Source organism: Streptomyces sp. NPDC090083, from assembly GCF_044747445.1.
Classification (GTDB): domain Bacteria; phylum Actinomycetota; class Actinomycetes; order Streptomycetales; family Streptomycetaceae; genus Streptomyces.
Genome location: NZ_JBIVED010000002.1, coordinates 20,462 through 46,305 on the forward strand (window position 1 = coordinate 20,462; position 25,844 = coordinate 46,305).

24 protein-coding genes are annotated in these 25,844 nt (G+C 71.0%); 10 read left to right on the forward strand and 14 right to left on the reverse strand.

Features of this window, described 5'->3' with window-relative positions:
- Window positions 1-175 precede the first annotated feature (175 nt).
- Together ACIPTO_RS05830 and ACIPTO_RS05835 are read left to right on the forward strand one after the other, a co-directional pair.
- Entirely contained in the window at window positions 176-796 is a 621-nt protein-coding gene (locus ACIPTO_RS05830) for a DUF47 domain-containing protein (protein WP_266770821.1), read from the forward strand.
- Window positions 797-803: 7 nt separating this feature from the next.
- A complete protein-coding gene (locus ACIPTO_RS05835; RefSeq protein ID WP_366323731.1) occupies window positions 804-1,802 on the forward strand; it encodes an inorganic phosphate transporter in 999 nt (332 codons plus the stop codon).
- A gap of 223 nt (window positions 1,803-2,025) precedes the next feature.
- Here ACIPTO_RS05835 and pstB read toward each other — a convergent pair whose 3' ends face one another.
- From pstB to ACIPTO_RS05890, 11 genes are all read right to left on the reverse strand, one after another.
- Window positions 2,026-2,802 (reverse strand): phosphate ABC transporter ATP-binding protein PstB, encoded by a 777-nt coding sequence (pstB, locus tag ACIPTO_RS05840; protein ID WP_328830174.1) that lies wholly within the window; start codon window positions 2,800-2,802, stop codon window positions 2,026-2,028.
- 71 nt (window positions 2,803-2,873) lie between these two features.
- Window positions 2,874-3,935 (reverse strand): phosphate ABC transporter permease PstA, encoded by a 1,062-nt coding sequence (gene pstA, locus ACIPTO_RS05845; protein ID WP_366323734.1) that lies wholly within the window; start codon window positions 3,933-3,935, stop codon window positions 2,874-2,876.
- Window positions 3,932-4,942: a phosphate ABC transporter permease subunit PstC gene (gene pstC, locus ACIPTO_RS05850; RefSeq protein ID WP_366323736.1), complete on the reverse strand. Its 1,011-nt coding sequence runs from the start codon at window positions 4,940-4,942 to the stop codon at window positions 3,932-3,934. Before pstC ends, pstA begins: the two co-directional genes overlap by 4 nt.
- Window positions 4,943-5,050: 108 nt before the next feature.
- Window positions 5,051-6,184 carry a phosphate ABC transporter substrate-binding protein PstS gene (pstS, locus tag ACIPTO_RS05855; protein ID WP_366323738.1) on the reverse strand — a complete coding sequence of 378 codons (1,134 nt, stop codon included), beginning with the start codon at window positions 6,182-6,184 and terminating at the stop codon, window positions 5,051-5,053.
- Window positions 6,185-6,511: 327 nt separating this feature from the next.
- Window positions 6,512-6,952, reverse strand: a complete 441-nt coding sequence (locus ACIPTO_RS05860) for an NUDIX hydrolase (RefSeq protein WP_366323740.1) — start codon at window positions 6,950-6,952, stop codon at window positions 6,512-6,514.
- Between the two features lie 111 nt (window positions 6,953-7,063).
- On the reverse strand, window positions 7,064-8,215 hold the full coding sequence (locus ACIPTO_RS05865) for a CHAD domain-containing protein (RefSeq protein ID WP_401189744.1): 1,152 nt from the start codon (window positions 8,213-8,215) through the stop codon (window positions 7,064-7,066).
- Window positions 8,196-10,565, reverse strand: a complete 2,370-nt coding sequence (locus ACIPTO_RS05870; protein ID WP_366323744.1) for an RNA degradosome polyphosphate kinase — start codon at window positions 10,563-10,565, stop codon at window positions 8,196-8,198. The genes ACIPTO_RS05865 and ACIPTO_RS05870 overlap by 20 nt, the downstream gene beginning before the upstream one ends.
- A gap of 139 nt (window positions 10,566-10,704) precedes the next feature.
- Window positions 10,705-11,655, reverse strand: coding sequence for a hypothetical protein (locus ACIPTO_RS05875; protein WP_401189746.1), 951 nt, complete (start codon window positions 11,653-11,655; stop codon window positions 10,705-10,707).
- Window positions 11,652-12,668: an ABC transporter permease gene (locus ACIPTO_RS05880; protein ID WP_401189747.1), complete on the reverse strand. Its 1,017-nt coding sequence runs from the start codon at window positions 12,666-12,668 to the stop codon at window positions 11,652-11,654. Before ACIPTO_RS05880 ends, ACIPTO_RS05875 begins: the two co-directional genes overlap by 4 nt.
- Entirely contained in the window at window positions 12,665-13,552 is an 888-nt protein-coding gene (locus tag ACIPTO_RS05885; RefSeq protein WP_401189749.1) for an ABC transporter ATP-binding protein, read from the reverse strand. Before ACIPTO_RS05885 ends, ACIPTO_RS05880 begins: the two co-directional genes overlap by 4 nt.
- Window positions 13,549-13,935, reverse strand: coding sequence for a GntR family transcriptional regulator (locus ACIPTO_RS05890; RefSeq protein ID WP_266770841.1), 387 nt, complete (start codon window positions 13,933-13,935; stop codon window positions 13,549-13,551). Before ACIPTO_RS05890 ends, ACIPTO_RS05885 begins: the two co-directional genes overlap by 4 nt.
- Window positions 13,936-14,067: 132 nt before the next feature.
- On the opposite strand from ACIPTO_RS05890, the gene ACIPTO_RS05895 reads away from it, so the two are divergent.
- The 5 genes from ACIPTO_RS05895 (at window position 14,068) to ACIPTO_RS05915 (ending at window position 18,727) form a co-directional block, all read left to right on the forward strand.
- Window positions 14,068-14,619, forward strand: coding sequence for an RNA polymerase sigma factor (locus ACIPTO_RS05895; protein ID WP_366323753.1), 552 nt, complete (start codon window positions 14,068-14,070; stop codon window positions 14,617-14,619).
- The gene (locus ACIPTO_RS05900) at window positions 14,616-15,452 is read left to right on the forward strand and encodes a zf-HC2 domain-containing protein (RefSeq protein WP_401189751.1); all 837 of its coding nucleotides are present in this window, start codon (window positions 14,616-14,618) and stop codon (window positions 15,450-15,452) included. The genes ACIPTO_RS05895 and ACIPTO_RS05900 overlap by 4 nt, the downstream gene beginning before the upstream one ends.
- 121 nt (window positions 15,453-15,573) lie before the next feature.
- Window positions 15,574-16,434 (forward strand): ABC transporter ATP-binding protein, encoded by an 861-nt coding sequence (locus tag ACIPTO_RS05905; RefSeq protein ID WP_401189753.1) that lies wholly within the window; start codon window positions 15,574-15,576, stop codon window positions 16,432-16,434.
- A complete protein-coding gene (locus ACIPTO_RS05910) occupies window positions 16,431-17,957 on the forward strand; it encodes an ABC transporter permease (protein WP_401189755.1) in 1,527 nt (508 codons plus the stop codon). Before ACIPTO_RS05905 ends, ACIPTO_RS05910 begins: the two co-directional genes overlap by 4 nt.
- A gap of 77 nt (window positions 17,958-18,034) precedes the next feature.
- Window positions 18,035-18,727, forward strand: coding sequence for an ABC transporter (locus ACIPTO_RS05915; RefSeq protein WP_401189757.1), 693 nt, complete (start codon window positions 18,035-18,037; stop codon window positions 18,725-18,727).
- A gap of 108 nt (window positions 18,728-18,835) precedes the next feature.
- Here ACIPTO_RS05915 and mshD read toward each other — a convergent pair whose 3' ends face one another.
- Window positions 18,836-19,765 carry a mycothiol synthase gene (mshD, locus tag ACIPTO_RS05920; RefSeq protein WP_366323763.1) on the reverse strand — a complete coding sequence of 310 codons (930 nt, stop codon included), beginning with the start codon at window positions 19,763-19,765 and terminating at the stop codon, window positions 18,836-18,838.
- Between the two features lie 145 nt (window positions 19,766-19,910).
- Between mshD and ACIPTO_RS05925 the strand changes: the two genes are divergently transcribed.
- From ACIPTO_RS05925 to ACIPTO_RS05935, 3 genes are all read left to right on the forward strand, one after another.
- The gene (locus tag ACIPTO_RS05925) at window positions 19,911-21,728 is read left to right on the forward strand and encodes a bifunctional metallophosphatase/5'-nucleotidase (protein ID WP_401189759.1); all 1,818 of its coding nucleotides are present in this window, start codon (window positions 19,911-19,913) and stop codon (window positions 21,726-21,728) included.
- Between the two features lie 656 nt (window positions 21,729-22,384).
- Entirely contained in the window at window positions 22,385-22,522 is a 138-nt protein-coding gene (locus ACIPTO_RS05930; protein WP_366323767.1) for a hypothetical protein, read from the forward strand.
- Between the two features lie 101 nt (window positions 22,523-22,623).
- Window positions 22,624-24,429, forward strand: a complete 1,806-nt coding sequence (locus ACIPTO_RS05935; protein WP_401189761.1) for an ABC transporter ATP-binding protein — start codon at window positions 22,624-22,626, stop codon at window positions 24,427-24,429.
- 21 nt (window positions 24,430-24,450) lie between these two features.
- Here ACIPTO_RS05935 and ACIPTO_RS05940 read toward each other — a convergent pair whose 3' ends face one another.
- Both ACIPTO_RS05940 and ACIPTO_RS05945 read right to left on the reverse strand, forming a co-directional pair.
- Window positions 24,451-25,179, reverse strand: a complete 729-nt coding sequence (locus ACIPTO_RS05940) for a response regulator transcription factor (RefSeq protein ID WP_401189763.1) — start codon at window positions 25,177-25,179, stop codon at window positions 24,451-24,453.
- An 82-nt stretch (window positions 25,180-25,261) separates the two neighbouring features.
- Window positions 25,262-25,801, reverse strand: a complete 540-nt coding sequence (locus tag ACIPTO_RS05945) for a CGNR zinc finger domain-containing protein (protein ID WP_401189765.1) — start codon at window positions 25,799-25,801, stop codon at window positions 25,262-25,264.
- Window positions 25,802-25,844 lie beyond the last annotated feature (43 nt).

Sequence of the window (25,844 nt, forward strand, 5' to 3'; positions counted from 1 at the left end):
CATATACCCCTAGTGGGTATATCGTAACGAACTTTGCTGGGTATAGGGCCCTTGGTACGCCCCCGTGCGGATCACTGTGCCTGATGGGCGACACTGGGGGACGGCCCATTAGCCGTGGCCGGATGATGCACTTAGCATCAGCCTGACCGAAACCGATGCATCCCGAGGACCCCTTGTGCGCTTTCGTCTGACCCCCAGGGAGACGAGCTTCTACGACATGTTCGCCGCGTCCGCGGACAACATCGTCACGGGCTCGAAACTCCTCATGGAACTGCTCGGCGCGGACACCGCCGGCCGGGCCGAGATCGCAGAGCGTATGCGGGCCGCTGAACACGCCGGTGACGATGCCACGCACGCGATCTTCCATCAGCTGAACTCCTCCTTCATCACGCCCTTCGACCGCGAGGACATCTACAACCTCGCCTCCTGCCTCGACGACATCATGGACTTCATGGAGGAGGCCGTCGACCTGGTCGTCCTCTACAACGTGGAGGAACTCCCCAAGGGCGTCGAGCAGCAGATCGAGGTGCTGGCGCGGGCGGCCGAGCTGACCGCCGAGGCCATGCCCAACCTGCGCACGATGGACAACCTCACCGAGTACTGGATCGAGGTCAACCGCCTGGAGAACCAGGCCGACCAGATCCACCGCAAGCTGCTCGCCCAGCTCTTCAACGGCAAGTACGACGCCATCGAGGTCCTGAAGCTCAAGCAGATCGTGGATGTGCTGGAGGAGGCGGCGGACGCGTTCGAGCACGTGGCGAACACGGTGGAGACCATCGCCGTCAAGGAGTCCTGACCTCTTCATGGACACCTTCGCTCTGGTCGTGACCATTCTGGTCGCGCTCTTCTTCACGTACACGAACGGTTTTCACGACTCCGCGAACGCCATCGCCACGTCCGTCTCCACGCGGGCGCTGACCCCGCGGGCGGCGCTCGCGATGGCTGCCGTGATGAACCTCGCCGGCGCGTTTCTCGGTTCCGGGGTCGCCAAGACCGTCAGCGAGGGGCTGATCGAGACGCCCGAGGGGTCGAAGGGGATGGGGATCCTCTTCGCCGCGCTGATCGGTGCGATCACCTGGAACCTGATCACCTGGTACTTCGGGCTGCCGTCGTCGTCCTCGCACGCGTTGTTCGGTGGGATGGTGGGGGCCGCGCTGGCCGGCGGTACGGACGTCATCTGGCACGGGGTCGTCGACAAGATCATCGTGCCGATGTTCGTGTCGCCGGTCGTCGGGCTCATCGCCGGTTATCTGGTCATGACCGCGATCATGTGGATCTTCCGGAAGGCCAATCCGCACAAGGCCAAGCGGGGGTTCCGGATCGCGCAGACCGTGTCGGCGGCCGGGATGGCGCTCGGGCACGGGCTCCAGGACGCGCAGAAGACCATGGGTGTCGTGGTGATGGCACTGGTGATTTCCGGCCACTCCAGCTACAAGGATCCGATCCCGGTCTGGGTGAAGATCGTCTGCGCGCTGATGCTGTCGCTGGGGACGTACGCCGGTGGGTGGCGGATCATGCGGACGCTGGGGCGGAAGATCATCGAGCTGGATCCGCCGCAGGGGTTCGCCGCGGAGACCACGGGGGCGGCGATCATGTTCACCACGGCGTACCTCTTCAAGGCGCCGGTTTCCACGACCCATGTGATCACCTCGGCGATCATGGGTGTGGGGGCGACGAAGCGGGTGAATGCCGTGCGGTGGGGTGTCGCCAAGAACATCGTGCTCGGGTGGTTCATCACGATGCCGGCGGCGGCGGTCGTCGCGGCCGTGGCGTTCTGGCTCGTGAACCTGGCGTTCCTGTAGACCGGAGGCGGTAAGCCGGGGGCTGCGCCCCCTGGCCCCCCGGTTTCCCACCCACCCACCCACCCGTTTGCTGTCGGCCAAGACGCTGCCGTAGAAGCGCCGGGTGGGAACCCCCGTAACCGAACGGGCCCGCCCCCGGGAGCCAGGGGCGGGCCCTTTTCGTCCTCGCGGTGGCACCGCCATGCAGCACCGCGAGGGGTTTCAGGAGAGGAACGGGCTCGGTTCAGCCGAAGCGGCCCGAGATGTAGTCCTCCGTGGCCTGGACCGACGGGTTGGAGAAGATCCGCTCCGTGTCGTCGATCTCGATGAGCTTGCCGGGCTGGCCGACCGCCGCGAGGTTGAAGAAGGCCGTACGGTCCGAGACGCGTGCCGCCTGCTGCATGTTGTGCGTCACGATGACGATCGTGAAGCGTTCCTTCAGCTCGCCGATCAGGTCCTCGATCGCGAGGGTGGAGATCGGGTCCAGGGCCGAGCACGGCTCGTCCATCAACAGGACCTTCGGCTCCACCGCGATCGCCCGCGCGATGCACAGCCGCTGCTGCTGGCCACCCGACAGACCCGAACCGGGCTTGTTCAGGCGGTCCTTGACCTCGTTCCAGAGGTTCGCGCCCTTGAGGGACTTCTCGACCACGTCCGACAGCTCGCTCTTCTTGTAGCTGCCGTTCAGGCGCAGGCCCGCCGCCACGTTGTCGAAGATCGACATCGTGGGGAACGGGTTCGGGCGCTGGAAGACCATGCCGATCTCGCGCCGCACGGACACCGGGTCGATCGCGTGGCCGTAGAGGTCCTCGTCGTCCAGGAGGACCTTGCCCTCGACCCGGCCGCCGGGGGTGACCTCGTGCATGCGGTTGAGGGTGCGCAGGAAGGTCGACTTGCCGCAGCCGGAGGGGCCGATGAAGGCCGTCACCGTGCGGGGCTCGACCGTCATCGAGATGTCGTCGATCGCCTTGTGGGAGCCGTAGTAGGCCGTCAGCCCACTTACGTCGATTCGCTTCGCCATGACTGCTTCACTTCCAAAAGTCTGTGTGTCGCTGGAGGGGCCCCGTGCGGCGGTAGCCGCGTGGTGTTACGTCAGCGAGCGGTCTTGGGGGCCTTCCAGCGGGCGATGCCGCGGGCCACCAGGTTGAGGATCATCACGAAGGCGATCAGGGTGAGGGACGCGGCCCAGGCACGGTCGTAGGCCGCACCGGAGCCCGCGCTCTGCGCGAACTGCTGGTAGATGTACAGCGGCAGCGACGCCTGTGCCCCGTGGAACGGGTCGTTGTTGATGAACGGGTTGCCGAACACCAGCAGCAGGACGGGCGCGGTCTCACCGGCGATACGCGCCACCGACAGCATGATGCCGGTGGTGATGCCGCCGATCGCGGTCGGAAGGACGACCTTGAGGATCGTGCGCCACTTCGGGATGCCGAGGGCGAGCGATGCCTCGCGCAGCTCGTTCGGTACAAGCTTGAGCATTTCCTCGGTGGAGCGGACCACGACCGGCATCATCAGGATGGCCAGGGCGCAGGAACCCGCGAAGCCGAAGGGCTGCATGTCCCACATGAGCATCAGGGACAGGATGAACAGACCCGCGACGATCGACGGGATGCCCGTCATGACGTCGACGAAGAACGTGACCGCCTTGGAGAGCTTGCCCTGTCCGTACTCGACCAGGTAGATCGCGGTGAGCACCCCGATGGGGGCGCCGATCAGGGTGGCGAGGCCGACCTGCTCCAGGCTGCCGATGATGGCGTGGTAGATGCCGCCGCCGGGCTCGCTGTCGGCGACCACGCCCATCGAGTGGGTGAGGAAGTAGATGTCGAGGACCTTCACGCCGCGCGAGATCGTCGTCCACAGGAGGGAGACGAGCGGGACGACGGCGAGGAGGAAGGCGACCCAGACGAGGCTGGTCGCGATGCGGTCCTTGGCCTGGCGGCTGCCCTCGACGCGCGCGGCGATGACGTAGGTGCCGAGGACGAAGAGGACGGCTGCGATCAGGCCCCACTGGACCTTGCTGTCGAGGCCGGCGACCAGGCCGACGAGGACGGCCAGGACGATGGAGCCGCCGGCGATCGCGTACGGCGACCACTTCGGCAGGGAGGCGCCCCGCAGGGTGCTCACGGGCTTCTCGGCTACGGCTGCGTTGCTCATGCGTTGGCCCCCGAGTACTCCGCGCGGCGGGCGATGATGAGCCGGGCCGCGCCGTTGACCAGCAGGGTGATGACGAACAGGACGAGACCGGAGGCGATGAGCGCGTCCCGGCCGTCCGCCGTCGCCTCGCTGAACTTGCTGGCGATGTTCTGGGCGAAGGTTCCGCCGCCCGGGTTGAGCAGGCTGGCGTGGATGAGGAAGTCGGGGGAGAGCACGGTGGCGACGGCCATCGTCTCGCCGAGGGCGCGGCCGAGGCCGAGCATCGAGGCGGAGATCACACCGGAGCGGCCGAAGGGGAGCACCGCCATGCGGATGACCTCCCAGCGGGTGGCGCCGAGCGCGAGGGCGGCCTCTTCGATCATCTGCGGGGCCTGGCGGAAGACCTCGCGGCTCACGTTGGTGATGATCGGCAGGATCATGATCGCCAGCAGGATGCCGACGGTGAGCATCGAGCGCGGGGCGCCTTCGTCCCAGGAGAAGATCCCGGTCCAGCCGAAGTAGTCGTTGAGCCACCCGAAGAGCCCGACCATGTGCGGGACGAGGATCAGGGCGCCCCACAGGCCGTACACGATGGACGGTACGGCGGCCAGCAGGTCGATCACGTAGGAGACCGGGCCGCGGAGCCTGCGCGGGGCGTAGTGGGTGGTGAAGAGGGCGATGGCGACCGCGACCGGGACCGCGATGACCATGGCGATGATCGAGGACACCACGGTGCCGAACGCCAGGACGGCGATGCCGAACTTCGGCGGCACGAGGTTGGTGTTCCACTCGAAGGTGGTGAGGAAGTTCGCGTGGTCCCTGCTGATCGCGAGGGAGGCGCGGTAGGTGAGGAAGACCGCGATGGCGGCCATGATCACCAACAGGAAGATGCCCGATCCGCGGGAGAGACCGAGGAAGATCCGGTCGCCGGGTCGGGTGGCGCCGCGGGCCGCGCGCTTCTGCTTCGCGGGCGAGGGTGCGGGGACGGGGGGTGGTGCTTCTTCGGGGTTCTTCGTGGATATATCCATCAGGGTTCTCCGGTCTGCGGGTCCACACGTGCGGTGTGCGGTCCGTGGCGGCGGTGCACCGGACGGTGCGGCCGGGCCCCTGGTCCGGGGCCCGGCCGCACACTCGGACTAGCTGATGCTCGCGATGGTGCTGCGAACCTTGGTGATGATCGCGTCGGGGATCGGCGCGTAGTCGATCGTGGAGAGGACCTTCTGGCCCTCCTCGCTGGCGATGTAGGTGAGGAACGCCTTCGTCGCGGGCAGCGTGTCGGCCTTGTTGCCCTTGTCGCAGACGATCTCGTAGGTCACCAGGGTGATCGGGTACGCCCCCTCGGCCTTGGTGTTGTAGTTCAGCTTGAGCGACAGGTCGGAGCCGGTGCCGACGACCTTGGCGTCGGCGATGTCCTTGGTCGCGCTGTCGGTGCTCGGGGCGACCGGGGCGGAGGCGCCGGTGTTGATGCTGACGGCCTTGACGCCGTCACCGACGTAGGAGAGCTCGAAGTAGCCGATGGCACCCGAGGTCGCCTTGACCTGCTGGGCCACGCCCGCGGAGCCGGCGGCGGACTGGCCGCCCTTGGCCTGCCACGCCTTGCCGCCGGAGTACTTCCAGTTGTCCGGGGTGGTGGCGATCAGGTACTTGGTGAAGTTGTCCGTGGTGCCGGACTCGTCCGAGCGGTGGAACGCCTGGATCTTGAGGTCGGGCAGCGTGGCGGACGGGTTCAGCTTCTTGATCGCCGCGTCGTTCCACTTGGTGATCTTGCTGTCGAAGATCTTGGCGAGCGTCGGGGCGTCCAGGACCAGGTTGTCGACACCCGGGACGTTGTAGCCGAGCGCGATCGGGCCGCCGACCATCGGGAGGTCGATGCCCTGGCCGCCGGAGCAGACCTGCTTCGAGGCGGTGACCTCTTCGGGCTTCAGCGCCGAGTCGGAGCCGGCGAAGGCCAGCTGACCCTGGTTGAAGGAGGTGACACCGGCGCCGGAGCCGCCGCCCTTGTAGTTGATCTGGACGCCACAGGCCTGGCTGAACGCCTTGACCCACGCGTCGATCGCGTTCTTCTGCGCGGACGAGCCGTCGGCGAGGAGCTGCTGGCCCTTCTTCGCGGTGCCGCAGTTGGCGGAGCTGGCGTTGGCCGACGAGGAGGAGCTGCTGCTGCTCGACGAGCCGCCGTTGTCGTCCGAGCCGCACGCCGTGAGGGCCAGGGCGCCGGAGACGGCGAGAGCACCGAGGGTGAGGGCCCGCCGGTTCATGCGCTGAAGCTTCACTTGAAAGAGTTCCTTCCGAGAGCCGCCGTCCTGAATTACGGCGGCGTGCGAAGACGGGGTGACGCGGGTGGCGACCCCCAGGTCGCAGCTCGCATCGCGTAAGGCCGAAATTAGGCAGAACAGGTGAAGGCGCCTATGGGCATAAGTGAACGGAGGGTGAACCCCTGTGGGCGGTGCGGTTAGGTCACGGAACGCTCACGTCGAGGACACGGGCTGATTCCGGACTATGCCAGGTGGCGAGCGGTCCGGGGCGCGTCCACGAGGGCGCGTTCCCCCGGCCGGGTGAGGCGCTCGCGGGCGGTCCGCCGGGGGAATCGCGTGCGCTCCTCACCGCCGCGGACCGTCCTGGTCCGTGCCGATGGCGATGAGGGCGAGCGAGATCAGGTCCCGGTCCCGTTCGTAGGAGAGCCGTTCGTGGGCCTCGTCGGGACTCAGCCAGCGCAGGGCGTTGACCTCGTCGTTCGGTGCGAAGAACCCGCCGGTCGCCTCCGCCGCCCAGTAGCGGACCTCCTTGGGCCGCCCGTGGTGGTCGAGGTACCGGGCCGAGGGGAGCCGCGTCCCCAGCCGGCAGGTGTAGCCGGTCTCCTCCAGCACCTCGCGGCGGGCCGCCTCCTCGAACGTCTCCCCGCGCTTGAGCTTGCCCTTGGGCCACGACCAGTCGGCCCACTTGGGCCGGTGGACCAGCGCCAGTTCGAGATCCCCGGCGGCCGGGCGGCGCCACAGGACGCAGCCGGCCGCCTGGACGGTGGTGTCGTTCGTGGAAGTCACTGGTCGTTCACCGTCTCCTCCGCGCGGGTTGGTGCAGGGCGTCCCGGGTGCCCGTCGGAGTCAGGGATTCCCCGGATCCAGCAGGTCCCCGGAATCGACGGGTCCCCGGTGTCAGGGGGTGCCCACCGCCTGTTTCTGCCACGACTGCTGGAAGGCGAAGCGGGCCGCCTCCACCTCGTGGCGCTGGTCGGCGTGGAGCACACCGAGCGCGTACGCGGTCGCCGGGGCGATCCGCGGGGTGCGGGCCGCCGACGCGGCGGCAGCGGCGGCCTCCGAGGCGTCCCGGTGCAGATTGAGGGCCTGGCCGGCCGCCAGCAGGCGTACGTCCGTCGGCGCGTCGTCCCCGTGCAGCACCTCACCGGCGTAGCGGTGCAGCCGCAGCAGCAGCCGGACCTGGTGCCAGGGGCCGTCCTGGGGGTGCGGGGCCGGGTCGGGGGAGAGGCCGTGGACGAGGGCCTCCGCGTTGTACGGGTGCCCGGCGGTGACCAGCGGCAGCGCGGTGACCGCGTCGGTGAGGCGCTCCCCGGCGGCGGCGGCCAGCGGACGCAGGTCGGTGCTGGCCGCGGCCGGGGTCAGCGGGACCTCGCTGGCCAGTACGGCGACCTTGTCGGCGACCGCGTGGAAGCGGGACGAGCCGAGGGCCTGGAGCGCGGTGGAGTGGGCCCGGGTCCTGGCCAGGGTGAGCTGCCGCTCCAGCAGGGCGCCCGCCTTGGCCGCGCCCACGGTGAGGTTGCCGCGTTCGACGGTGACCGTGGGGGTGGCGGGTCCGGTGCCGGGGGCTCGGGCAGTCGCGGGGGCGGGGATGCCCCGGCCCGCGCCGGTGATCCGGCCGCCCACCGCGGAGGCCGCCGACTGGGTGGGGAAGGCCGCCGAGCCGGAGAGCCGGTGCAGGGCGAGCAGCAGCCGCTCCAGCCGGGCCGCGCAGGCGTGTTCCAGGGCCAGCGTGCCCGAGAGCCAGGCCAGTTCGGGGCGCATCTCCTCGGACCAGTCGGTGTCGAGGAGAGGCCGGAAGGTGTGCAGGCTGCCGCTGATACGGCGGGCCGAGCGGCGCAGGGCGCGCGCCGCGTCGACGGACTCCTCCGTGCCGTTCTGCCCGCTGCCGGTCTCCCGGTGCAGCCGCAGGGCACGGAGGAATTCCGTGGCCTGGGCCCTCAGGTAGCCCGCGAGGGCGTCACCTGTGGCGGCCCCGCCCGCCCGGCCGGGGTCGGGTGGGGAGGGCCTGGCCGTGGCCGGGTCCGTCGGGTCAAGGTGTTGCTGTGCCACGCCGGCGCCTCCGGGCGTCTATGAGCATCTCCTGGACGTTGCGCAGGGGTTGGCCTTCCGCGTCGGTCGCGTGCCGGGTCCACTCGCCGTCCGGGCCCAGGTGCCAGGACGAGGTGGTGTCCGACATGCCGGTTTCCAGCATCCGGTTGAGCGCTGCGCGGTGGGCCGGGTCGGTGACCCTGACGAGGGCCTCGATCCGACGGTCGAGGTTGCGGTGCATCATGTCGGCGCTGCCGATCCACACCTCGGGTTCGCCTCCGTTGCCGAAGCCGAAGACGCGGGAGTGTTCGAGGAAGCGGCCGAGGATGGACCGTACGCGGATGTTCTCGGACAGGCCGGGGACGCCGGGCCGTACGGCGCAGATGCCCCGCACCCACACGTCGACCTGGACGCCCGCCTGGGACGCGCGGTAGAGCGCGTCGATGATCGCCTCGTCGACCATCGAGTTGACCTTGATGCGGATGAACGCGGGGCGTCCGGCACGGTGGTGCTGGACCTCCTTGTTGATCCGGGCGATCAGGCCGTCGCGCAGGGACTTGGGGGCGACCAGCAGGCGGCGGTAGGTCTCGCGGCGCGAGTAGCCGGACAGCCGGTTGAAGAGGTCCGAGAGGTCGGCGCCGACCTGCGGGTCCGCGGTCAGCAGGCCGAGGTCCTCGTAGAGGCGGGCCGTCTTCGGGTGGTAGTTGCCGGTGCCGACGTGGCTGTAGCGGCGGAGGGTGTCGCCTTCCTGGCGGACCACGAGCGACAGCTTGCAGTGGGTCTTGAGACCGACCAGGCCGTAGACGACGTGGCAGCCCGCCTCCTCCAGCTTGCGCGCCCACTTGATGTTGGCGTGCTCGTCGAAGCGGGCCTTGATCTCGACCAGGACGAGGACCTGCTTGCCGGCCTCGGCCGCCTCTATGAGCGCGTCGACGATCGGGGAGTCGCCGGAGGTGCGGTACAGGGTCTGCTTGATCGCGAGGACGTCGTCGTCGTTGGCCGCCTGCTCCAGGAACCGCTGGACGGAGGTGGAGAACGAGTCGTACGGGTGGTGCAGCAGCACGTCGCGGTTGCGCAGGGCGGCGAAGATGTCGGGCGCGGAGGCCGACTCGACCTCGGCGAGGTCGCGGTGGGTGCCCGCGATGAACTTGGGGTACTTCAGCTCGGGCCGGTCCAGGCCGCCGATGCGGAACAGGCCGGTGAGGTCGAGCGGACCAGGCAGCGGGTACACCTCGGCCTCGCTGATCTTCAGCTCGCGCACCAGCAGGTCGAGCACCTCGCGGTCGATGGACTCCTCGACCTCCAGTCGCACCGGCGGCCCGAAGCGGCGCCGCATGAGTTCCTTCTCCAGGGCCTGGAGGAGGTTCTCGGCGTCGTCCTCCTCGACCTCTAGGTCCTCGTTGCGGGTGAGCCGGAACGCGTGGTGCTCCAGGATCTCCATGCCCGGGAAGAGTTCTTCCAGATGGGCGGCGATGACGTCCTCCAGCGGGACGTACCGGCCCGGCGAGGCCTCCAGGAAGCGGGAGAGCAGCGGCGGCACCTTGACGCGCGCGAAGTGGCGGTGTCCGGTGACCGGGTTGCGGACGACGACCGCGAGGTTCAGCGAGAGACCCGAGATGTACGGGAAGGGGTGCGCGGGGTCGACGGCCAGCGGGGTCAGCACGGGGAAGATCTGGTGCCGGAAGAGCGTGAAGAGGCGGGCCTGCTCCTTCTCGGTCAGCTCGTTCCAGCGGACCAGGTGGATGCCTTCCTCGGCCAGCGCGGGGGCGATGTCCTCGTGGTAGCAGGCGGCATGCCGGGCCATCAGCTCGCGTGAGCGGGCCCAGATCATCTCCAGCACCTCGCGCGGCTGCAGCCCGGACGCGGAGCGGGTGGCGACGCCGGTGGCGATACGGCGCTTGAGGCCCGCCACCCGGACCATGAAGAACTCGTCGAGGTTGCTGGCGAAGATGGCGAGGAAGTTCGCCCGTTCGAGCAGCGGGGTGTTCGGGTCCTCGGCGAGTTCCAGGACCCGTTCGTTGAACGCAAGCCAGCTGCGTTCCCGGTCGAGGAAGCGGCCCTGCGGCAGCTGGGGCCCGTCGTACGGCGACTCCTCGTACTCGTCGAGGTCGGCGTCGATGTCGGGTTCCAGATCGGAGACCGCCGCCGACACCGTGTGCGGGCGGTGCGCGGCTATGGAGCCCACGGAGGGCTGCGCGTGCTGGACCTGTGCCTGGGCGTTGGGCTGGCTGCTCATGTGCCCATTGTTCCGCGCCACCGGCGATACGGGCGCGTCGGAGAGAGCCGGGGGGAGCGTGAGCGCGGTGGGAGCGTCCCCGTTCCTCCCGTTCACCTCGGGAGGTGGCGAAGGCTCTGGCACGACGGGCTTCATTCGCCGAGCCTCGCAAGCCTGTCTGAACCATTGGTTACGGCGACATGGCGTGCGGGATATCGGGGAGCGGCTCCCGGACGTCTACGGCACGGAAACGAACGTAACGGATGCCTGGGAGCCGCGGTGAGGGGGGATCCGGTCAGGCCGTGCGGCGGCGGAGCAGGGTGAAGGCGGCGCCGAGGGCCAGGGCGGTGAGGGCCAGCGCGATGCCGGTCTCCACGAGCTGGAGGGGCCAGAAGTGCGAGGCGGGGTGGTACTGGACGTAGTACCCGGTGATGTCGGACGAGGTGAGGCACCTGGTCTGCTCGAAGCACGCGTCGGAGACATGGCCGCCGCCGGAGGTGAGGGCGCCCCGGTCGCCGACGAGGACGTCGCGCGGGGTGTCGTAGCCGGTGTGCAGGGGGCTGGTGCGGGTCACCCAGGGCCACAGGTGCGGGCGGGCGTGGGTGAGGGCGGTGCGGGTGAGGCCCAGGACGGCGATCGAGAGGCCGACCGCGGACGGCGCGCGGCGCGTGAGCAGGCCCGCGAGGGTGCCCACGGCGAGACCGAGCAGCGGGTGGACGATCGCGAGGGTGCCGTTGGCGGTGAAGGTCTCGTCGGTCCACCAGTGCCGGCTGTCCGGTACGGGGTGGGCGCCGGACAGCAGCCGGTGCAGCAGGACCAGCAGGGTGGCGCCCGCGGTGACCAGCGCGGCCGGTACGGCGAGGGTGGTGGCCAGCCAGCGGGTGGGGGAGACGCTCTGGGTCCAGGCGAGGCGGGCGGTGCCGCGCTCCAGTTCGCGGGCGAGGAGGGCGCCGGCGAAGATCGCGGCGAGGTAGGGGGCCCAGCCGATCGCGGACTCGGCGACGGCGCGGGCCGCGTGGTAGAGGCTGACCGCGCCGCTCCAGTCGCAGCCGTGCGCGGTGCACGTGCGCCGCCGGTCGGCCCGCGCGGCGCTCCCGCCGGGGCCGTAGGCCCACAGCAGCAGTCCGGAGACGACGGCGACGAACACGCCCCACACGATCAGGGCGCCCCGCTGCAGCCGCAGCACGGCACGCCAGGCGCGGGCCGGTCGCGGGCGGACCGCCGGGTTCGCGGCGAGTGCGGTCATGCGGCGGCTCCCTTGAGGGTCGTCCGACGGCCGAGCAGCGCGTACGCGGCGGCGAGGGCGAGTCCGGCGAGGGCGAGGAGGATCGCGGTCGCGGTCAACTGGAGTGGCCAGTAGTGGGATGCGGGGTGGTAGTCGTTGAAGTAGCCGACGGCGTCGAGCTGTTGGTAGACGGCCCGGCACCGCGGGTCGCTGACGGGACCGCACTGCGGGTCCGCGATGTGCGCGCCGGTCGAGGTGACCAGGCCCTGGCTGACGACGATGCCGGAGCCCGCCGGGCGGCTGTGGTCGAGGCCGCTGATCCTCGTGACCGTGGGCCAGAGGTACGGCGTCGCGACGGCCAGCGCGCCCCAGGTGAGCGCGGTGGCGCACAGCGCGCCGATGAGCGAGACGAGGGACTCGCGCCTGAGCAGGCCGACGAGGGCGCCGCAGGCCAGGCCCACCAGGGCGAGGGCGGTGGTGGCCGGGCCGTTCGCGGCGTAGGTGCCGACGTCGTACCAGGTCTTGGCGGTGTCGATGCGGCCCTGGCCCGCCGCCCAGGCCCAGTGGTGCAGGCCGGCCAGGAGGCCGGAGCCCGCGGTGATCACGACGGCGGGAGCGGCGAGCTTGACGGCGAGCCAGCGGGCCGGGGAGACCGACTGGGTCCACGCCAACTGCGCGGTGCCCCGCTCCAGTTCACGGCTGACCAGGGCGGCCCCCGACCAGGCGGCGACCAGGAACGGGACGGCGAGGACGGCGAGGGTCGTGTAGGTGTACCAGTCCTTGTAGCGGCCGATCGCCTTCATGTCGTAGACGCAGGGGGCGGACGACGAGCAGGCGTCGTACGCCTTCCATCCGGCGGCCGACGCGTCGGTCAGCGGGCCGCCGAGCCACAGCAGCAGGGCGCCGAGGACGACCACGAAGCCGAGCCAGACCAGCAGGGCGGGGCGGTGCAGCCGGAGCAGCCAGCGGAGCAGGTGCGGGCGCGCGGGGCGGCCGGCCGCGGCCGGGGGCGCGGGGGTGGCGAGCGCGGTCACGCGGCGGTCTCCTCGGTCTTGACGGCGGCGGGGGCCGCGGGGTTGCGCAGGTAGGCGAGGACGAGTTCCTCCAGCGAGGGCGGGCCGGCCTGCCAGGCGGCGGCCAGTGGCGCAGCCGGGCAGATCAGCGCGGTGAGCTGACGGCCGGTGGTGCGGGACTCGACGACCGTGTGCGCGCCGAGGTCGACGGCGTCGGCGGGACCGGAGACCAGGGTGTGGGCGGCCCGCAGGTCGTCGATGTCCCCGGCGAGGCGGACCTGTCCGTCGCCGATCAGGAGCAGGTGGTCGCAGGAGTTCTCCAGTTCGGCGACCACGTGCGAGGACATCACGATGGTGGTGCCGGACTCGGCGGCCCGCGCCATGAGGAGGCCCATCAACTCGTGCCGGGCCAGCGGGTCCAGGTCGGCCATCGGCTCGTCCAGGAGCAGCAGTTCGGGCCGCTTGGCCAGCGCGAGGGCGAGGGCGACCCGGGTGCGCTGGCCGCCGGAGAGCGAGCGGATCCCGGACTTCGGGTCCAGATCCCCGTCGGCGACGACGCGTTCGGCGACGGAGGCGTCCCAGCGGTCGGTGTTGAGGTCGGCGCCCATGCGGAGCGTCTCGGCGACCGTGAGCTGGGTGTAGAGGGGCTTGTCCTGTGCGACGTAGGCGACCCGTTCGCGGACGGCGCCGGGGTGTTCGCCGAGGACGGCCAGCGAACCCTCGGTGGGGGCCAGCAGTCCGGCGGTCAGGGCGAGGAGCGTGGACTTGCCGGCGCCGTTCGGGCCGACGAGCGCGCAGACCCGCCCCGCGGGCAGCCGGAAGGCGCAGTCCCGCAGCGCCCACCCGCCCCGCCGGCCGAACCGCTTGCCGAGCGCGGCGGCCTCTATCGCGGCGGTGCCTGTCATGAGGGTTCTCCTTGGAAGTGCTTGTCGAGTACGGCGGTGAAGAGCGCGGCGACGTCGTCGCGCCCCAGCCCGGCGGCCCGGGCGCGGTCGGCCCAGTCGTCGAGTTCGGTGCGCAGGGGCGAGTCGGCGGGCGTGGTGCTCAGACCGCGGCGGACGAAGGTGCCCAGACCCCGGCGCGCTTCGACCAGGCCTTCGCGCTCCAGCTCGCGGTAGGCCTTGAGGACGGTGTTCGGGTTGATGGCGGTGGCCTCGACGACCTCGCGGGCCGTGGGCAGCTTGTCGCCGGGCTCCAGCATGCCCAGGCGCAGGGCCTGCTTGGTCTGCTGGACGATCTGTACGTAGGTGGCCACGCCGCTGTGCCGGTCGATGCGGTACTCGACCACTGGGGTTCCACCACCCTTTCACTAATTGAGTAGTGAAAGGGTGGTGGAGTGCCCCTGAGAAAGTCAAGGCGGGACATGAGATTCATGAGCCCGTCCGTGAACCGATCGGCGGGGCTCGTCCGATGAGGAGACGTGAGCGATACGAAAAGCGACGGGGAGCTGCTGCGGGCCATCGCGGCGGACGGCGACCGGCGCGCGTTCGAGGAGCTGTACCGGCGGTACGCGCCCTGGCTGACCGCCAGGCTGCGCAGCCGGTGCGCCGACGCCGGGATGGTCGACGACGTCGTACAGGAGACGTTTCTCGCGGTGTGGCGGGGGAGTGCCCGCTACCGGGAGGACGGGTCCTCGGAGGACGCGGCCGGGTGGCTGTGGCGGATCGGGTCGCGCCGGCTGATCGACGTGCTGCGCGGCGACGGGGCACGCGGCCGGCTGCGGCAGGCCCTGACGCGGCTGCGGCACCGGGACGAGGCCTCGGCGGAGGAACGCGTGCTCGCGGGGGTTGAGCACGGGGACCTCGCCGGGGCCCTGGTCCGGCTCTCACCGGAGCTGCGGGCGGTCCTCCAGGCCACCGTGATCGACGGGCTGACCACCCGGGAGGCCTCCGTGCTGCTGGGCATCCCGGCCGGCACGGTCAAGACGCGGGCCATGCGGGCCCGTAAGCAACTGCGGGAGGAGCTGGCATGACCTGGCATGTGGCCGAAGACGACGTACGCGCCTATGCGCGGGGCGAGTTGGCACCGCCCATGCTCTGGTCCGCCGACACCCACCTCGCCCGGTGCGCGGACTGCCGGGCCCTGCTGGCGTCGGTCACCGACCCGGTGGCGCTCGACGCGGGCTGGGACCGTCTGGACGCCGAACTCGACGCACCCAGGCCGGGGTTGCTCGAATCCCTGCTGGTCAGGTTCGGCGTGGCCGACCACACGGCACGGCTGCTGTCGGCGACACCGGTGCTGCGCAGGTCGTGGCTCGCCGCGGTCGTCGCGCTGCTCGTGACCACCGTGCTCGTCACCAACGCCCAGCAGGCCTCGGCCTCGCCCACCCTCTTCCTGATCCTCGCCCCCCTGCTGCCGCTCGGCGGAGTGGCCCTCTCCTACGGCCCGAGGTTCGACCCCACCTACGAGATGGCCGTCGTCGCTCCGCTGCACGGCTTCCGGCTCCTCATGATCCGCACGGTCGCCGTCCTCGTCGCCTGCCTCGGCCTCAACGGCCTGGCGACCCTGGCCCTGCCCGGGTACGGCCTGCGCGCCCTGGGCTGGCTGCTGCCCGCGCTCGCCCTCACCGCCACCGGCCTCGCCCTCGTCCCCCGCCTCGGCCCGGTCCTCGCACCGTCCCTGGTCGGCGGCGGCTGGACCCTGTCCCTGTTCGCCGCCTACGAGATCCACGGCGGCACGCTCGCACCCTTCACCCCGGCGGGCCAGGGGGTGGCCGCGCTGGTGGCCGCGCTCGCCGTCGGACTCCTCTACCTCCTGCGGGACCGCTTCGACACCCGGCCGGGGGCGTTCCCGGGACTGGCCTGACCCCGGCCCCGCTCCACCGGCCCGACCGGCGCCCCCGCCCTCAACCCACCATGCGCGACAGGGCACTTCGGCCTGCCCGCATGAACCCACCACCTCCGAACCTCTGACTGGAGTGCCGTACATGACCACCACCGTCTCCGCGGCCGGGCTCAGCCTGCGCTACGGCTCGACGCAGGCCCTCGACGGCGTGTCGCTGCGCCTCGGTGAAGGCGTCACCGGCCTGCTCGGCCCCAACGGGGCCGGAAAGACCACCCTGTTGAGGGTGCTGGCCACCGCCGCACCCGCCGACTCGGGCAGCTTCACCGTCCTCGGCCACGACCCGGGCACGACCGCCGGACGCCAGGAGGTGCGGCGCGTGCTCGGCTACCTCCCGCAGACACCCGGCTTCCACCCGGACTTCACCGCCTTCGAGTTCGTCGACTACGTCGCGATCCTCAAGGAGCTGACCGACCGCGCCGGACGCCACCAGGAGGTGCGGCGCGTGCTCGACGAGGTCGACCTGTCGGACGTGCGCGCCAAGCGCATCAAGAAGCTGTCGGGCGGCATGCGGCAGCGGGTCGCGCTCGCGGCGGCGCTCGTCGGCGACCCGGGCTTCCTGGTCCTGGACGAACCGACGGTCGGACTCGACCCCGAACAGCGCATGCGCTTCCGGGAGTTGATCGCCAGGGCGGGCGAGGGCCGGACGGTCCTGCTCTCCACCCACCAGACCGAGGACGTGGCGATGCTCTGCAACCGCGTCGTCGTCATGGCCGCCGGTGTCATCCGCTTCGACGGCACCCCGGCCGAACTCACCGCACGGGCCGCGGGCCGCGTGTGGAGCAGCGCGGAACGCGACCCCGGCGCGATGGCGGGCTGGCGCACCGGCCTCGGCGTCTACCGCAACGTCGGCGACCCGCCCGCCCGCGCCGACCTCGTCGAACCCACCCTGGAGGACGGCTACTTGATCACCCTCGACGGTATGGTCGCGGAGGTGGCGGCATGAGCGCGGTACTGGTCAGCACACCTCTCTCCGCCCGCGCCGAGGGCCAACGGCACTCATGGGCGGCGGTGTTGCAGCTGGCCCGCTTCGAGGCACGCAAACTCCTGCTGCGCGGACCGGTGCTGGCCATGTTCGCGCTCTACGTCGGCTGGATCGTGTGGCGCATGCCGAGCAACGGCAACGGCTTCCCGGCGCTCCAGGACGTCGACCGCGCGACCCAGACCGGGCCGCTGCTGCCCGCCCTGGCCGTCCTGCTCTGCGCGAACCAGGCCGTCCTGCGCTCCCTGCGCCAGGACACCGACCGGCACTTCGGCGTCCTGGTCCTCGAACCCTGGCGCCGTACGGTCGCCCACGCGCTGTCCGTCGTACCGGTCGCCGCGCTCACCGCGCTGCTCGTGGCGGCGCAGTTCACCTGGGCGGTGCTCGAACCCGGTTCCGTCGGGCACGGCTCGGTCGGCGAGCTTCTCGTCGGCCCGCTCACGGTCCTGCTGGCCGGCGCGGTCGGTGTGCTGCTGGCGCGCGTGGTGCGCTCACCGTTCGCGGCACCGATGCTTCTGGTGCTGGCCTTCTTCTCCACCGTGTTCCTCGGTACGGCGTCGACCGGCGACGACGGCAGCGCGACGCGCTGGCTGGTCCCGGTGGTCGGCGGTTCGAGCAGCGTGTCCCTCCCGTCCGACCTGCTGGGCCGCCCGGCGGCCTGGCACGCGCTGTACCTGCTGGGCCTGGCGCTGACCGCGGCCCTCGCGGCGGTCCTGGTCAATGGCGGCCGTACGAAGACGGTGGCGGCGCTGCTGGTGGTGGCGGTCGGCGCCGGCACCTGGGGTGCGGTGGGCCAGGCGGGCAAGGTGCCGACGGCGACGGTCACCGCCCGCGAGGTGGCCAGCGTCACCCCGGAGAAGGTTCAGTCCTGCGAACGGCACGGCCGTGCGACGTACTGCGCGTACCCGGAGTGGATGCCCCGCGCGACGACCTGGGCGAACGTGACGGACCACGTCCAGTCCCTCACCGGCGGCACCGCGGCCCGGGAACACCTGCTGGTACGCCAGCGCGTCGACGCCCGCTACGGCGTGGACGGCGACAGCGCGATCCAGCCGTCCCCGGTCCCGTACCAGGTCACGGTCGGCACGGGATGGGGCGGCCCGCGGGTGCCGGAGTTCGCCGCGGCGGTCTCCTCCGTCCTGGTCCTGCGCAGCGAGAAGGCCGCCGAGCAGATGTGCGACGGCCGCATGGTCACCATCATGTGGCTCGCCCTGAGCTGGCAGTCGGACCCCGTCGCCGAGTTGAGCAGGGTCCGCCTCGACGACAGCGTCACCGGCTCGGCCCTGGTCCTCTCCCCGACCGACCCGATGTCCATGACGGCCGGACAGACCGCGGTCGTCAGGGAGTTGTTCACAGCGGGCAGCACGTCGGTCGCCCCGAAGGTGAAGGCCCACTGGGCCGAACTGACGGCCCCGAAGGTGACGACGGCCCGGGTGGCGGACCTGCTGGGAGTCAAGGCGCCGGCGGAGGCGGACAAGTGCGACTGAGGGAAGGGACGTTGGGCCGGGATCCAGGCGGTTCGCCGGGTGTGACGGGTGGGCCGGGTGCGCCGGGCGGGCCGGCCATGGCAGGCACGACAGGGCAGTTGGCGCTGCTGGCGCAGCTGGTGCGGCCCGTCGTCCGTGGGCTGCCGTGGCGGGCGCTCGGGGCCGGGGCCGTCGCCGGGCTGGTGCTGGCCGCGCTGCCGCGCGTCACGTCGTCGGACCCGAACCCGTGGGTGGCGTTGCTGCTGCTGCGCGGTGCCGCGCTCGCCTTCGCGCTGGGGCTGACGTTCCTGCTGGACGACCCGGCCCGGCAGGTCACCGTCGCGGTACCGACCCGGCGCATGGTGCGCGGCGCCCTGCGGACCGCGCTGGCCGTGCCGCTCGCCGTGCTGTGGTGGACGGCGGCCGTGCTGCTGATCCCGGCGAAGGTGCGGCCCCCGGTCGGTGACATCACGCTGGAGGCCGCCGCCGCCGCGGTCGTCGCCCTCGCCGCGTCGGCGGCGGCGGTCCGCCTCACCGACGAGCCCGAACCGGGCCAGCGTGTCGCCGTCGCCCTGCTGGCTGCCTCCATGGGAGCGGCTCTGTTCCTGCCCACCGGCTGGGGTCTGTTCGCCACTCCGGACATGAAGAACTGGGCCCCGGGACACGACCGTTGGGTGGTCGTCCTCGTGGTCGCCGCCCTGACATGGGCCGCCTGCGGTCCGGAACCGGTCCGCCGCCGACGCCTGATCCCGACCCGCAGGACACCACGTTCGGGTCTGCCGGGGGCGTGAGGGAACCGCCTCGCGTTCGAGGGGGAGGACGGACGGGGCGACGCACACCACCCCGTCCACTCTCCGGCCGGGCCCGCACGCGGGGGCCCGGGGAGACACCGCCGCGGCTCAGGACTCCGAGCGGTACATCAGGTCCGTCTCGTACGTCGTGAACCCCAGCCGCTCGTACACGGTCACCGCCGCCTTGTTGTCCGCGTCGACGTACAACATCGCCGTGGGAAGCCCTCGCAGGGCCAGGTGACGCAGCCCGATCGTCGTCAGCGCCTTGCCGAGCCCACCGCCCTGCACCCCGGGCGCCACCCCGACCACGTACACCTCACCGAGTCCCTCCTCCGCGTGGACCTTGGTCCAGTGGAAGCCGACCAGTTCGCCGTCCCGTTCGGCGAGGAAGAACCCCTCGGGATCGAACCACGCCTCAGACGTGCGGTCGTCCAGGTCCCGCTGGGTGAGGGACCCCTGCTCGGGGTGGTGGGCGAAGGCCGCCGCGTTGACGGCGAGCCAGGCCGCGTCGTCCTGCCCGGGGACGAAGGTCCGTACGCTCACGCCCTCGGCGAGCACCGGCTCGGGCAGTTCGAGCCCGGTCAACGGCCGCCGCAGCTGCCGGAGTTCACGGAACATCGTGAGCCCCAGGACCTGCGCGAGATGACGCGCCGCGGAGTGTCCCCCGTGCGCCCACACCCGCAGCCGCTTCCCGGACGCCGTGAGCAGCGCGGAGCCCAGCGCCCGACCGTGCCCGTGCCCCCGGTACGAGGGATGCACGACGAGTTCCGCGGCCGGCGCCTCCACCGGATCCGTGTCCTCCAGCTGCGCGTAGCCCACGAGTTCGTCGCCCAGGGTCAGCAGCAGATGGGAGACCCCGGCCCGCTCACCTCCGCGGATCCGCAGCCGCCCCTGCTCGGACACCGCCTGCTGCCCGTCGACACGGGCGGCCTCGGCGATCAGTGCGAGGACGGCCGCGCCCTGGTCCGGGGAGAGCGCGGAGCAGGTCTCGATGGAGCGGGCGGAGGGCGCGGGCCGTGCGGTGTCGTCGCTGGTCATGGGCATCAGGGTAAGCGGATCCCGCAGCAAAGTGGCGGCAAAGAAGAAACCAGGATGTAACCAAGAACCCCCTGCCGTGCTACGCGCGTTGACCCTAGGCTGCGCCGGAAAGTGGTGACTTCTCAGCCGACACACAGGGGGGCTCATGCCAGCCACGATCCAGCCGCACCGCCCGCGCAGACGCCGTATCGCCGCACTCCTCGCGACCACCGTGAGCCTCGCCACGGCGGCAGCGCTGGCCTCCGCGCTGCCCGCCGACGCCCACGGCAATCCGGGCGGCCACGGGCACGGCCACCACCCGAAGCCCGGCCGCTACCAGGACGTACAGCTGCTGTCCTTCAACGACCTGCACGGCAACCTGGAGCCCCCGACCGGTTCCTCCGGCCGGGTCACCGAACTCCAGCCGGACGGCACGACGAAGACGATCGACGCGGGCGGTGTCGAGTACCTCGCCACGCATCTGCGCGACGCCCGCGAGGGCAACCCGTACTCGATCACCGCGGCCGGCGGTGACATGGTCGGCGCGTCCCCGCTGATCTCGGGCCTGTTCCACGACGAGCCCACCATCGAGGCGCTCAACAAGCTGGACCTGGACGTCACTTCGGTCGGCAACCACGAGTTCGACGAGGGCGCCAAGGAACTGGCCCGGCTGCAGAACGGCGGCTGCCACCCCACCGACGGCTGCTACACGGACAAGAAGTTCAAGGGCGCCGACTTCCCCTACCTCGCGGCCAACGTCCTCGACGAGAAGACCAAAAAGCCGATCCTCAAGCCGTACTGGGTCTGGAAGAAGAAGGACGTCAAGGTCGGCTTCATCGGCGTCACCCTGGAGGGCACCCCGGGCATCGTCTCGGCGGACGGCGTCAAGGGCCTCCAGTTCAAGGACGAGGTCGAGACGATCAACAAGTACGCCAAGGAGCTGCAGAAGCAGGGCGTCCAGTCGATCGTCGCGCTGATCCACGAGGGCGGCTTCCCGGCCTCCGCGTCCTACAACTACGACTGCGACGCGTCCGGCGGCGGCTCCGGCATCTCCGGCCCGATCGTCGACATCGCGAAGAACGTCACCCCGGCCGTCGACGCCCTCGTCACCGGCCACACCCACAACGCGTACGTCTGCACGATCAACGACCCGAGCGGCAAGCCCCGTATGGTCACTTCGGCGTCCAGCTTCGGCCGCCTCTACACGGACACCACGCTCACCTACGACCGCAGGACGGGCGACATCGCGCGTACGGCGGTGAAGTCCGCGAACCACGTGGTCACCCGTGACGTGCCCAAGGCCGCCGACCTGACCAGCCTGATCGGCAAGTGGAACACCCTCGCGGCGCCCATCGGCAACCGCCCGATCGGCTACATCTCCGGCGACGTCAACAACACCGGCACCGAATCCCCGATGGGCGACCTCATCGCCGACGCCCAGCTCGCCTACGGCAAGAAGCTGGCCCCGGAGACCGACCTCGCGCTGATGAACCCGGGCGGGGTGCGCGCGGGACTGACGTACAAGGCCAGTGGCGCCGAGGGCGACGGCGTGGTGACCTACGCCGAGGGGTTCACCGTGCAGCCCTTCGCCAACACGGTGAACCTCCAGGACTTCACCGGCGCGCAGGTGGTGCAGGCGCTCAAGGAGCAGGTGAGCGGGGCGAACGCGGCGGCGCCGAAGGTGCTTCAGGTGTCGTCCGGGCTGACGTACACGCTGGACCTGACGAAGACGGGCGCGGACCGGGTGGTCACCGACTCCATCCGCCTCGACGGCGCGGCGATCGACCCGGCGGCCACGTACCGCGTCGCGACGAACAGCTTCCTCGCGGGCGGCGGCGACGGCTTCACGACGCTGGGGCAGGGCACCGGTGACCTGGTCGGTACGGACGACCTGACCGCGCTCGCGGACTATCTGACGGCGAACTCGTCGGCCGCGGCTCCGCTGGCGCCTCCGGCGGCGAACCGGATCACGATCGTGCAGTAGCCGTCAGCAGCTCTTCCCCGTTCAGGGGCCCGGTGCCGGGTGATCGGCACCGGGCCCCTGCTGTTTTCCCGTCCTAAATTCTGTGTAAGGGCCGGTTCAGTTCCGCGAATTCCATAAGAGTCTTCCACAGGAACTGCTCAGGAAGGTCTCAGCGGAAAAGGCTTTTTCCGCGCCGGGAGTCCAGTAATGTTTTCCATGTCGAAAGCGAACAGCGCAAACGACAGAGCAGAGGAGAACGCGATGAGCTTCCACAAGATCCACCCCGTCAAGCAGGCCCGCAAGCCCGCTCCGGCGCCCAAGAAGCCGGTCGCGAAGAAGCCCGCGCCGAAGCGTCGCCCGGTCGCCCATAAGGGCTGACAAATAATTTACAGACGTAATTCAGAGCTAAATCAAAGGCCATTGCAGCAGATCGGTAGAGGGACTGTTGCAGAACCGCAGCAGAGAGGGAAACAGACATGAGCTTCCACAAGATCGCCCCGGTGAAGAAGACCCGCAAGCCGGCTCCGGCGCCGAAGAAGCCCGCGCCCAAGAAGCCGGCGCAGGCGCCGAAGCGGCGTCCGGTGGGCCACAAGTAGGCCGTCCGCCGAGCCGCAGAAGACCCGCAGCACCACTCCGTATCCGGCCTCAGCGCCGAACCCCCAGGGAGGGACCCCGTCATGAGCTTCCACAAGATCGCCCCCGTCAAGCACCGCAAGCCGATCGGGCCGAAGCCGAAGGGCGCCCCCAAGGACGCGCCCAAGGGCAAGGCGCCGCAGAAGCCGGCGGCCAAGCGTCCCGTCGCCCGCCAGGGCTGAGCAGTCACCCCGTGAGGCGGGGTCACCGGTCGGCGAGCCGACTCGCCCGGTGGCCCCGCCTCGGCCATGTCCGACCCATGTTCTGAAGGGAGTTGCCGACCATGAGGGAAGCCCGTGAGGCCTTCCGCCGCTTCTGGCCGCTGACCCGCGGTGACCGCAAGTGGCTCGCGGTGATCATCGCGTGTGTCGTGGTGTCGGCGCTCTCGGAGACCGCCGCGATCCTGCTGTTCGCGGACCTCACCGACAACGCCCTCAAGGCCGGTTCGCTGTCCGACTTCTGGGGCCCGGCCGCCGCCTGGCTCGGCGTCGCCGCCCTGGGCGCGCTCGTCGGCTACTTCGGCAACTCCCTCGCCACCTGGACCGCGGAGAGATTCGTCCTGCGCCTGCGCGCGAACGTCTTCCGCCACGTCCAGGACCTCCCGCCCCACTTCTTCCAGAAGCACCGCCAGGGCGACCTGGTCGAACGCCTCACCGGGGACGTCGAGGCCATCGAGCAGATGGTCGTGTCCGGAGTCGTAGGGACCGTCTCGGCGGCCTTCTCCGCCGTGTTCTACGCCTGCGCCGCCCTCTACCTCCGCTGGGACCTGGCCCTCGCGACCTTCGTCCTGGCCCCGCTCTTCCTCCTCGCCGCCCGCCGCTTCTCCGGCCGTATCAAGCAGGCCTCGCAGGACGAACGGGTCGCGGACGGCGCGATCACCTCGGTCGTCGAGGAGTCCCTCGGCAACGTCGTCCTCACCCAGGCCTACAACCGCCGCCGCGACGAGGAGGAACGCCTCGACGTGGAGGCCCGCGCATGGATGCGCGCGTCCGTCCGAGGCGCCCGACTCAGCGAGATGTACGAGCAGTTCGTGGAGGTCGTCGAGACGCTCTGCGTCCTCGCGGTGATCGGCCTCGGCGTCTGGGAGATCTCCGCGGGCCGCATGACCCTGGGCGCACTCCTCGCCTTCGCCGCCTTCATCGGCTACCTCTACCCACCGGTCCGCAACCTCGGCCAGCTCGGCCTCACCCTCACCGCCGCCACGGCCGGCGCCGCCCGCATCAACGAGATCCTGGACGCCACCCCCTCCGTCGGCGACCCCCGCGAGCCCGTCCCCGCCTGGCCCGTCCACGGCTGGGTCAGCTTCCACGGCGTGACCTTCGCCTACCCCGGCGCGCCCCGGAACTCGGTCGCCGACGTCACCTTCCGCGCAGACCCCGGCGAGCTGGTGATCATCACGGGCGAGAGCGGCGCGGGCAAGTCCACCCTGTCCAAACTCCTCACCCGCTTCTACGACCCCTCGGCCGGCGTGATCTGCCTGGACGGCGTCCCTCTCCGCGACGTACCGCTCGAATTCCTGCGGGAGAACGTCGCGTTGCTCCCCCAGCAGACCCTCATCCTCAACGGCACGGTCCGCGAGAACATCGAGTGCGGACGCCCCGGCGCGACGGACGAGGACATCGAACGGGCCGCGCACGCGGCGGCGGCCCACGACTTCATCACCGCGCTCCCCGACGGCTACGACACCCGACTCGCCCCCGGCACGGCGGCGTTGTCCGGCGGACAGCTCCAACGCATCGCGATCGCACGGGCGATGCTCCGCGAGGCCCCGGTCCTGGTCCTGGACGAACCGACGGCCGGCCTCGACTCGGTGGCCGCCCGCCAGGTGATCCAGCCGCTGCGCCGCCTGATGTCCGGCCGTACGACCATCATGATCACCCATGACCTGAGCCTCGCCCCGGACGCGGACCGCATCCTGGTGGTCGAGGGCGGACACCTGGTCGAGTCCGGCACGCACGCGGAGCTGGTGGCACGGCGCGGCGCGTACGCCCGACTCGCGGGCCCGTTGCCCGAGACGGCGCTCACGGGCACGGGCACGGGACGGCACCGCGCGGACGACACGATGATCCTGAGACTGCCGCTCAAGTAGCGCCCCAACCAGCCCTGTCGGTCATCTGTGGGGAGTCGCCCGAAGGGTGTACCCGAGTCCCCGCACGGTGTGGATGAGCCGCGGTCCGCCGCGGCTCTCCAGTTTCCGCCGCAGGTACATCACATACACGTCAAGGGTGTTGGACGCGGGCTCGAAGTCGAAGCCCCACACATGCCGGTGGATACGGGACCGGGTGAGCGCGGTCCCCGGATGGTGCAGCAGGTACTCCAGCAGCGTGAACTCGGTCCGCGTGAGATCCAGCGGCCGGCCGTCCCGGGTGACGTCACGCGTACGCAGGTCCATGACGAGATCCTGGAAGACCAGGCGCTCCGGCTCGGGCAACACCTCCGCCCCGGCGGCGGGTTGGGCACCGCGTCGCAGCAACGCCCTGATCCGGGCGAGCAGTTCCTCGACGGCGAACGGCTTGCTGAGGTAGTCGTCGGCACCGTTGTCCAGTGCGACGATCCGGTCCCCGACCGCGTCCCGCCCGGTGAGCATCAGGATCGGCACGGTGGACCCGGACGCCCGGATCCGCCGGGTGGCGGCGAGACCGTCCAGCTCGGGCATGGTCACGTCCATCAGCACGAGATCGGGCGCGGCGCCGGCGTCGGACGGCCCGAGCAGTTCAAGGGCGGTACGCCCGTCCCCCGCGAGAACGGTCTCGTACCCCTCGAACCGGAGCAACCGCCCGAGCCCTTCCCGTACGTCCGCGTCGTCATCGGCCAGCAGGATCTTCCGCACCTCCGCCATCCGAACACGGTGGGACGGACGGCTGTGCTGGGGCTGGCAGGGAGGTGTGCGGGGGCTGAGGGCCCGGGGGCCGGGGTGTCGTTCAGTCCGCGTGACGGCGGCGGTAGGCGCGGGTCTTGTTCCGGTTCCCGCAGACCTCCATCGAGCACCAGCGTCCGCCGCCGTTGCGCGAGGTGTCGTAGAACGCCCAGCGGCAGTCCGCCGAGGCGCACAGCTTGAGGCGGCTCCAGCCGCCGCCGGCGACGCTCGCCGCGACCGCCTCGACGAGGGCGTCGAGCCCCGGCGTACCGCTGTGGGCGACGAGCCGCAGCCCGCCGCCGTCCGCGTCCGGGGCCAGGGTCAGGGGGAATGGGGCGAGGGCCTCGGCGGTCCCGGCGCGGTCGTCGCCGCCGAGCGCGTCCCGCAGTCCGGCCCGGAGTGCGCGGGCGGCGGCCAGGTCGGAGGCGCGCGGCTCCCGCCCCGCGCCGGCCAGGCCGTGCGCCTCGAGCCAGGCCGACAGGTCCTCGACGGAGGTCAGTCCGTCGCTGCCGGTGTGCCGCTCCCCGTGCCAGGTGAAGGCTCTTTCGTCGAGCGTGTTGAGGAACTGCTCGACCACCACGAGATCTACGACGCCATCACTCACGACACCACCGTACCGCGAAGCCGGTGTTGACGAGATGCGACAC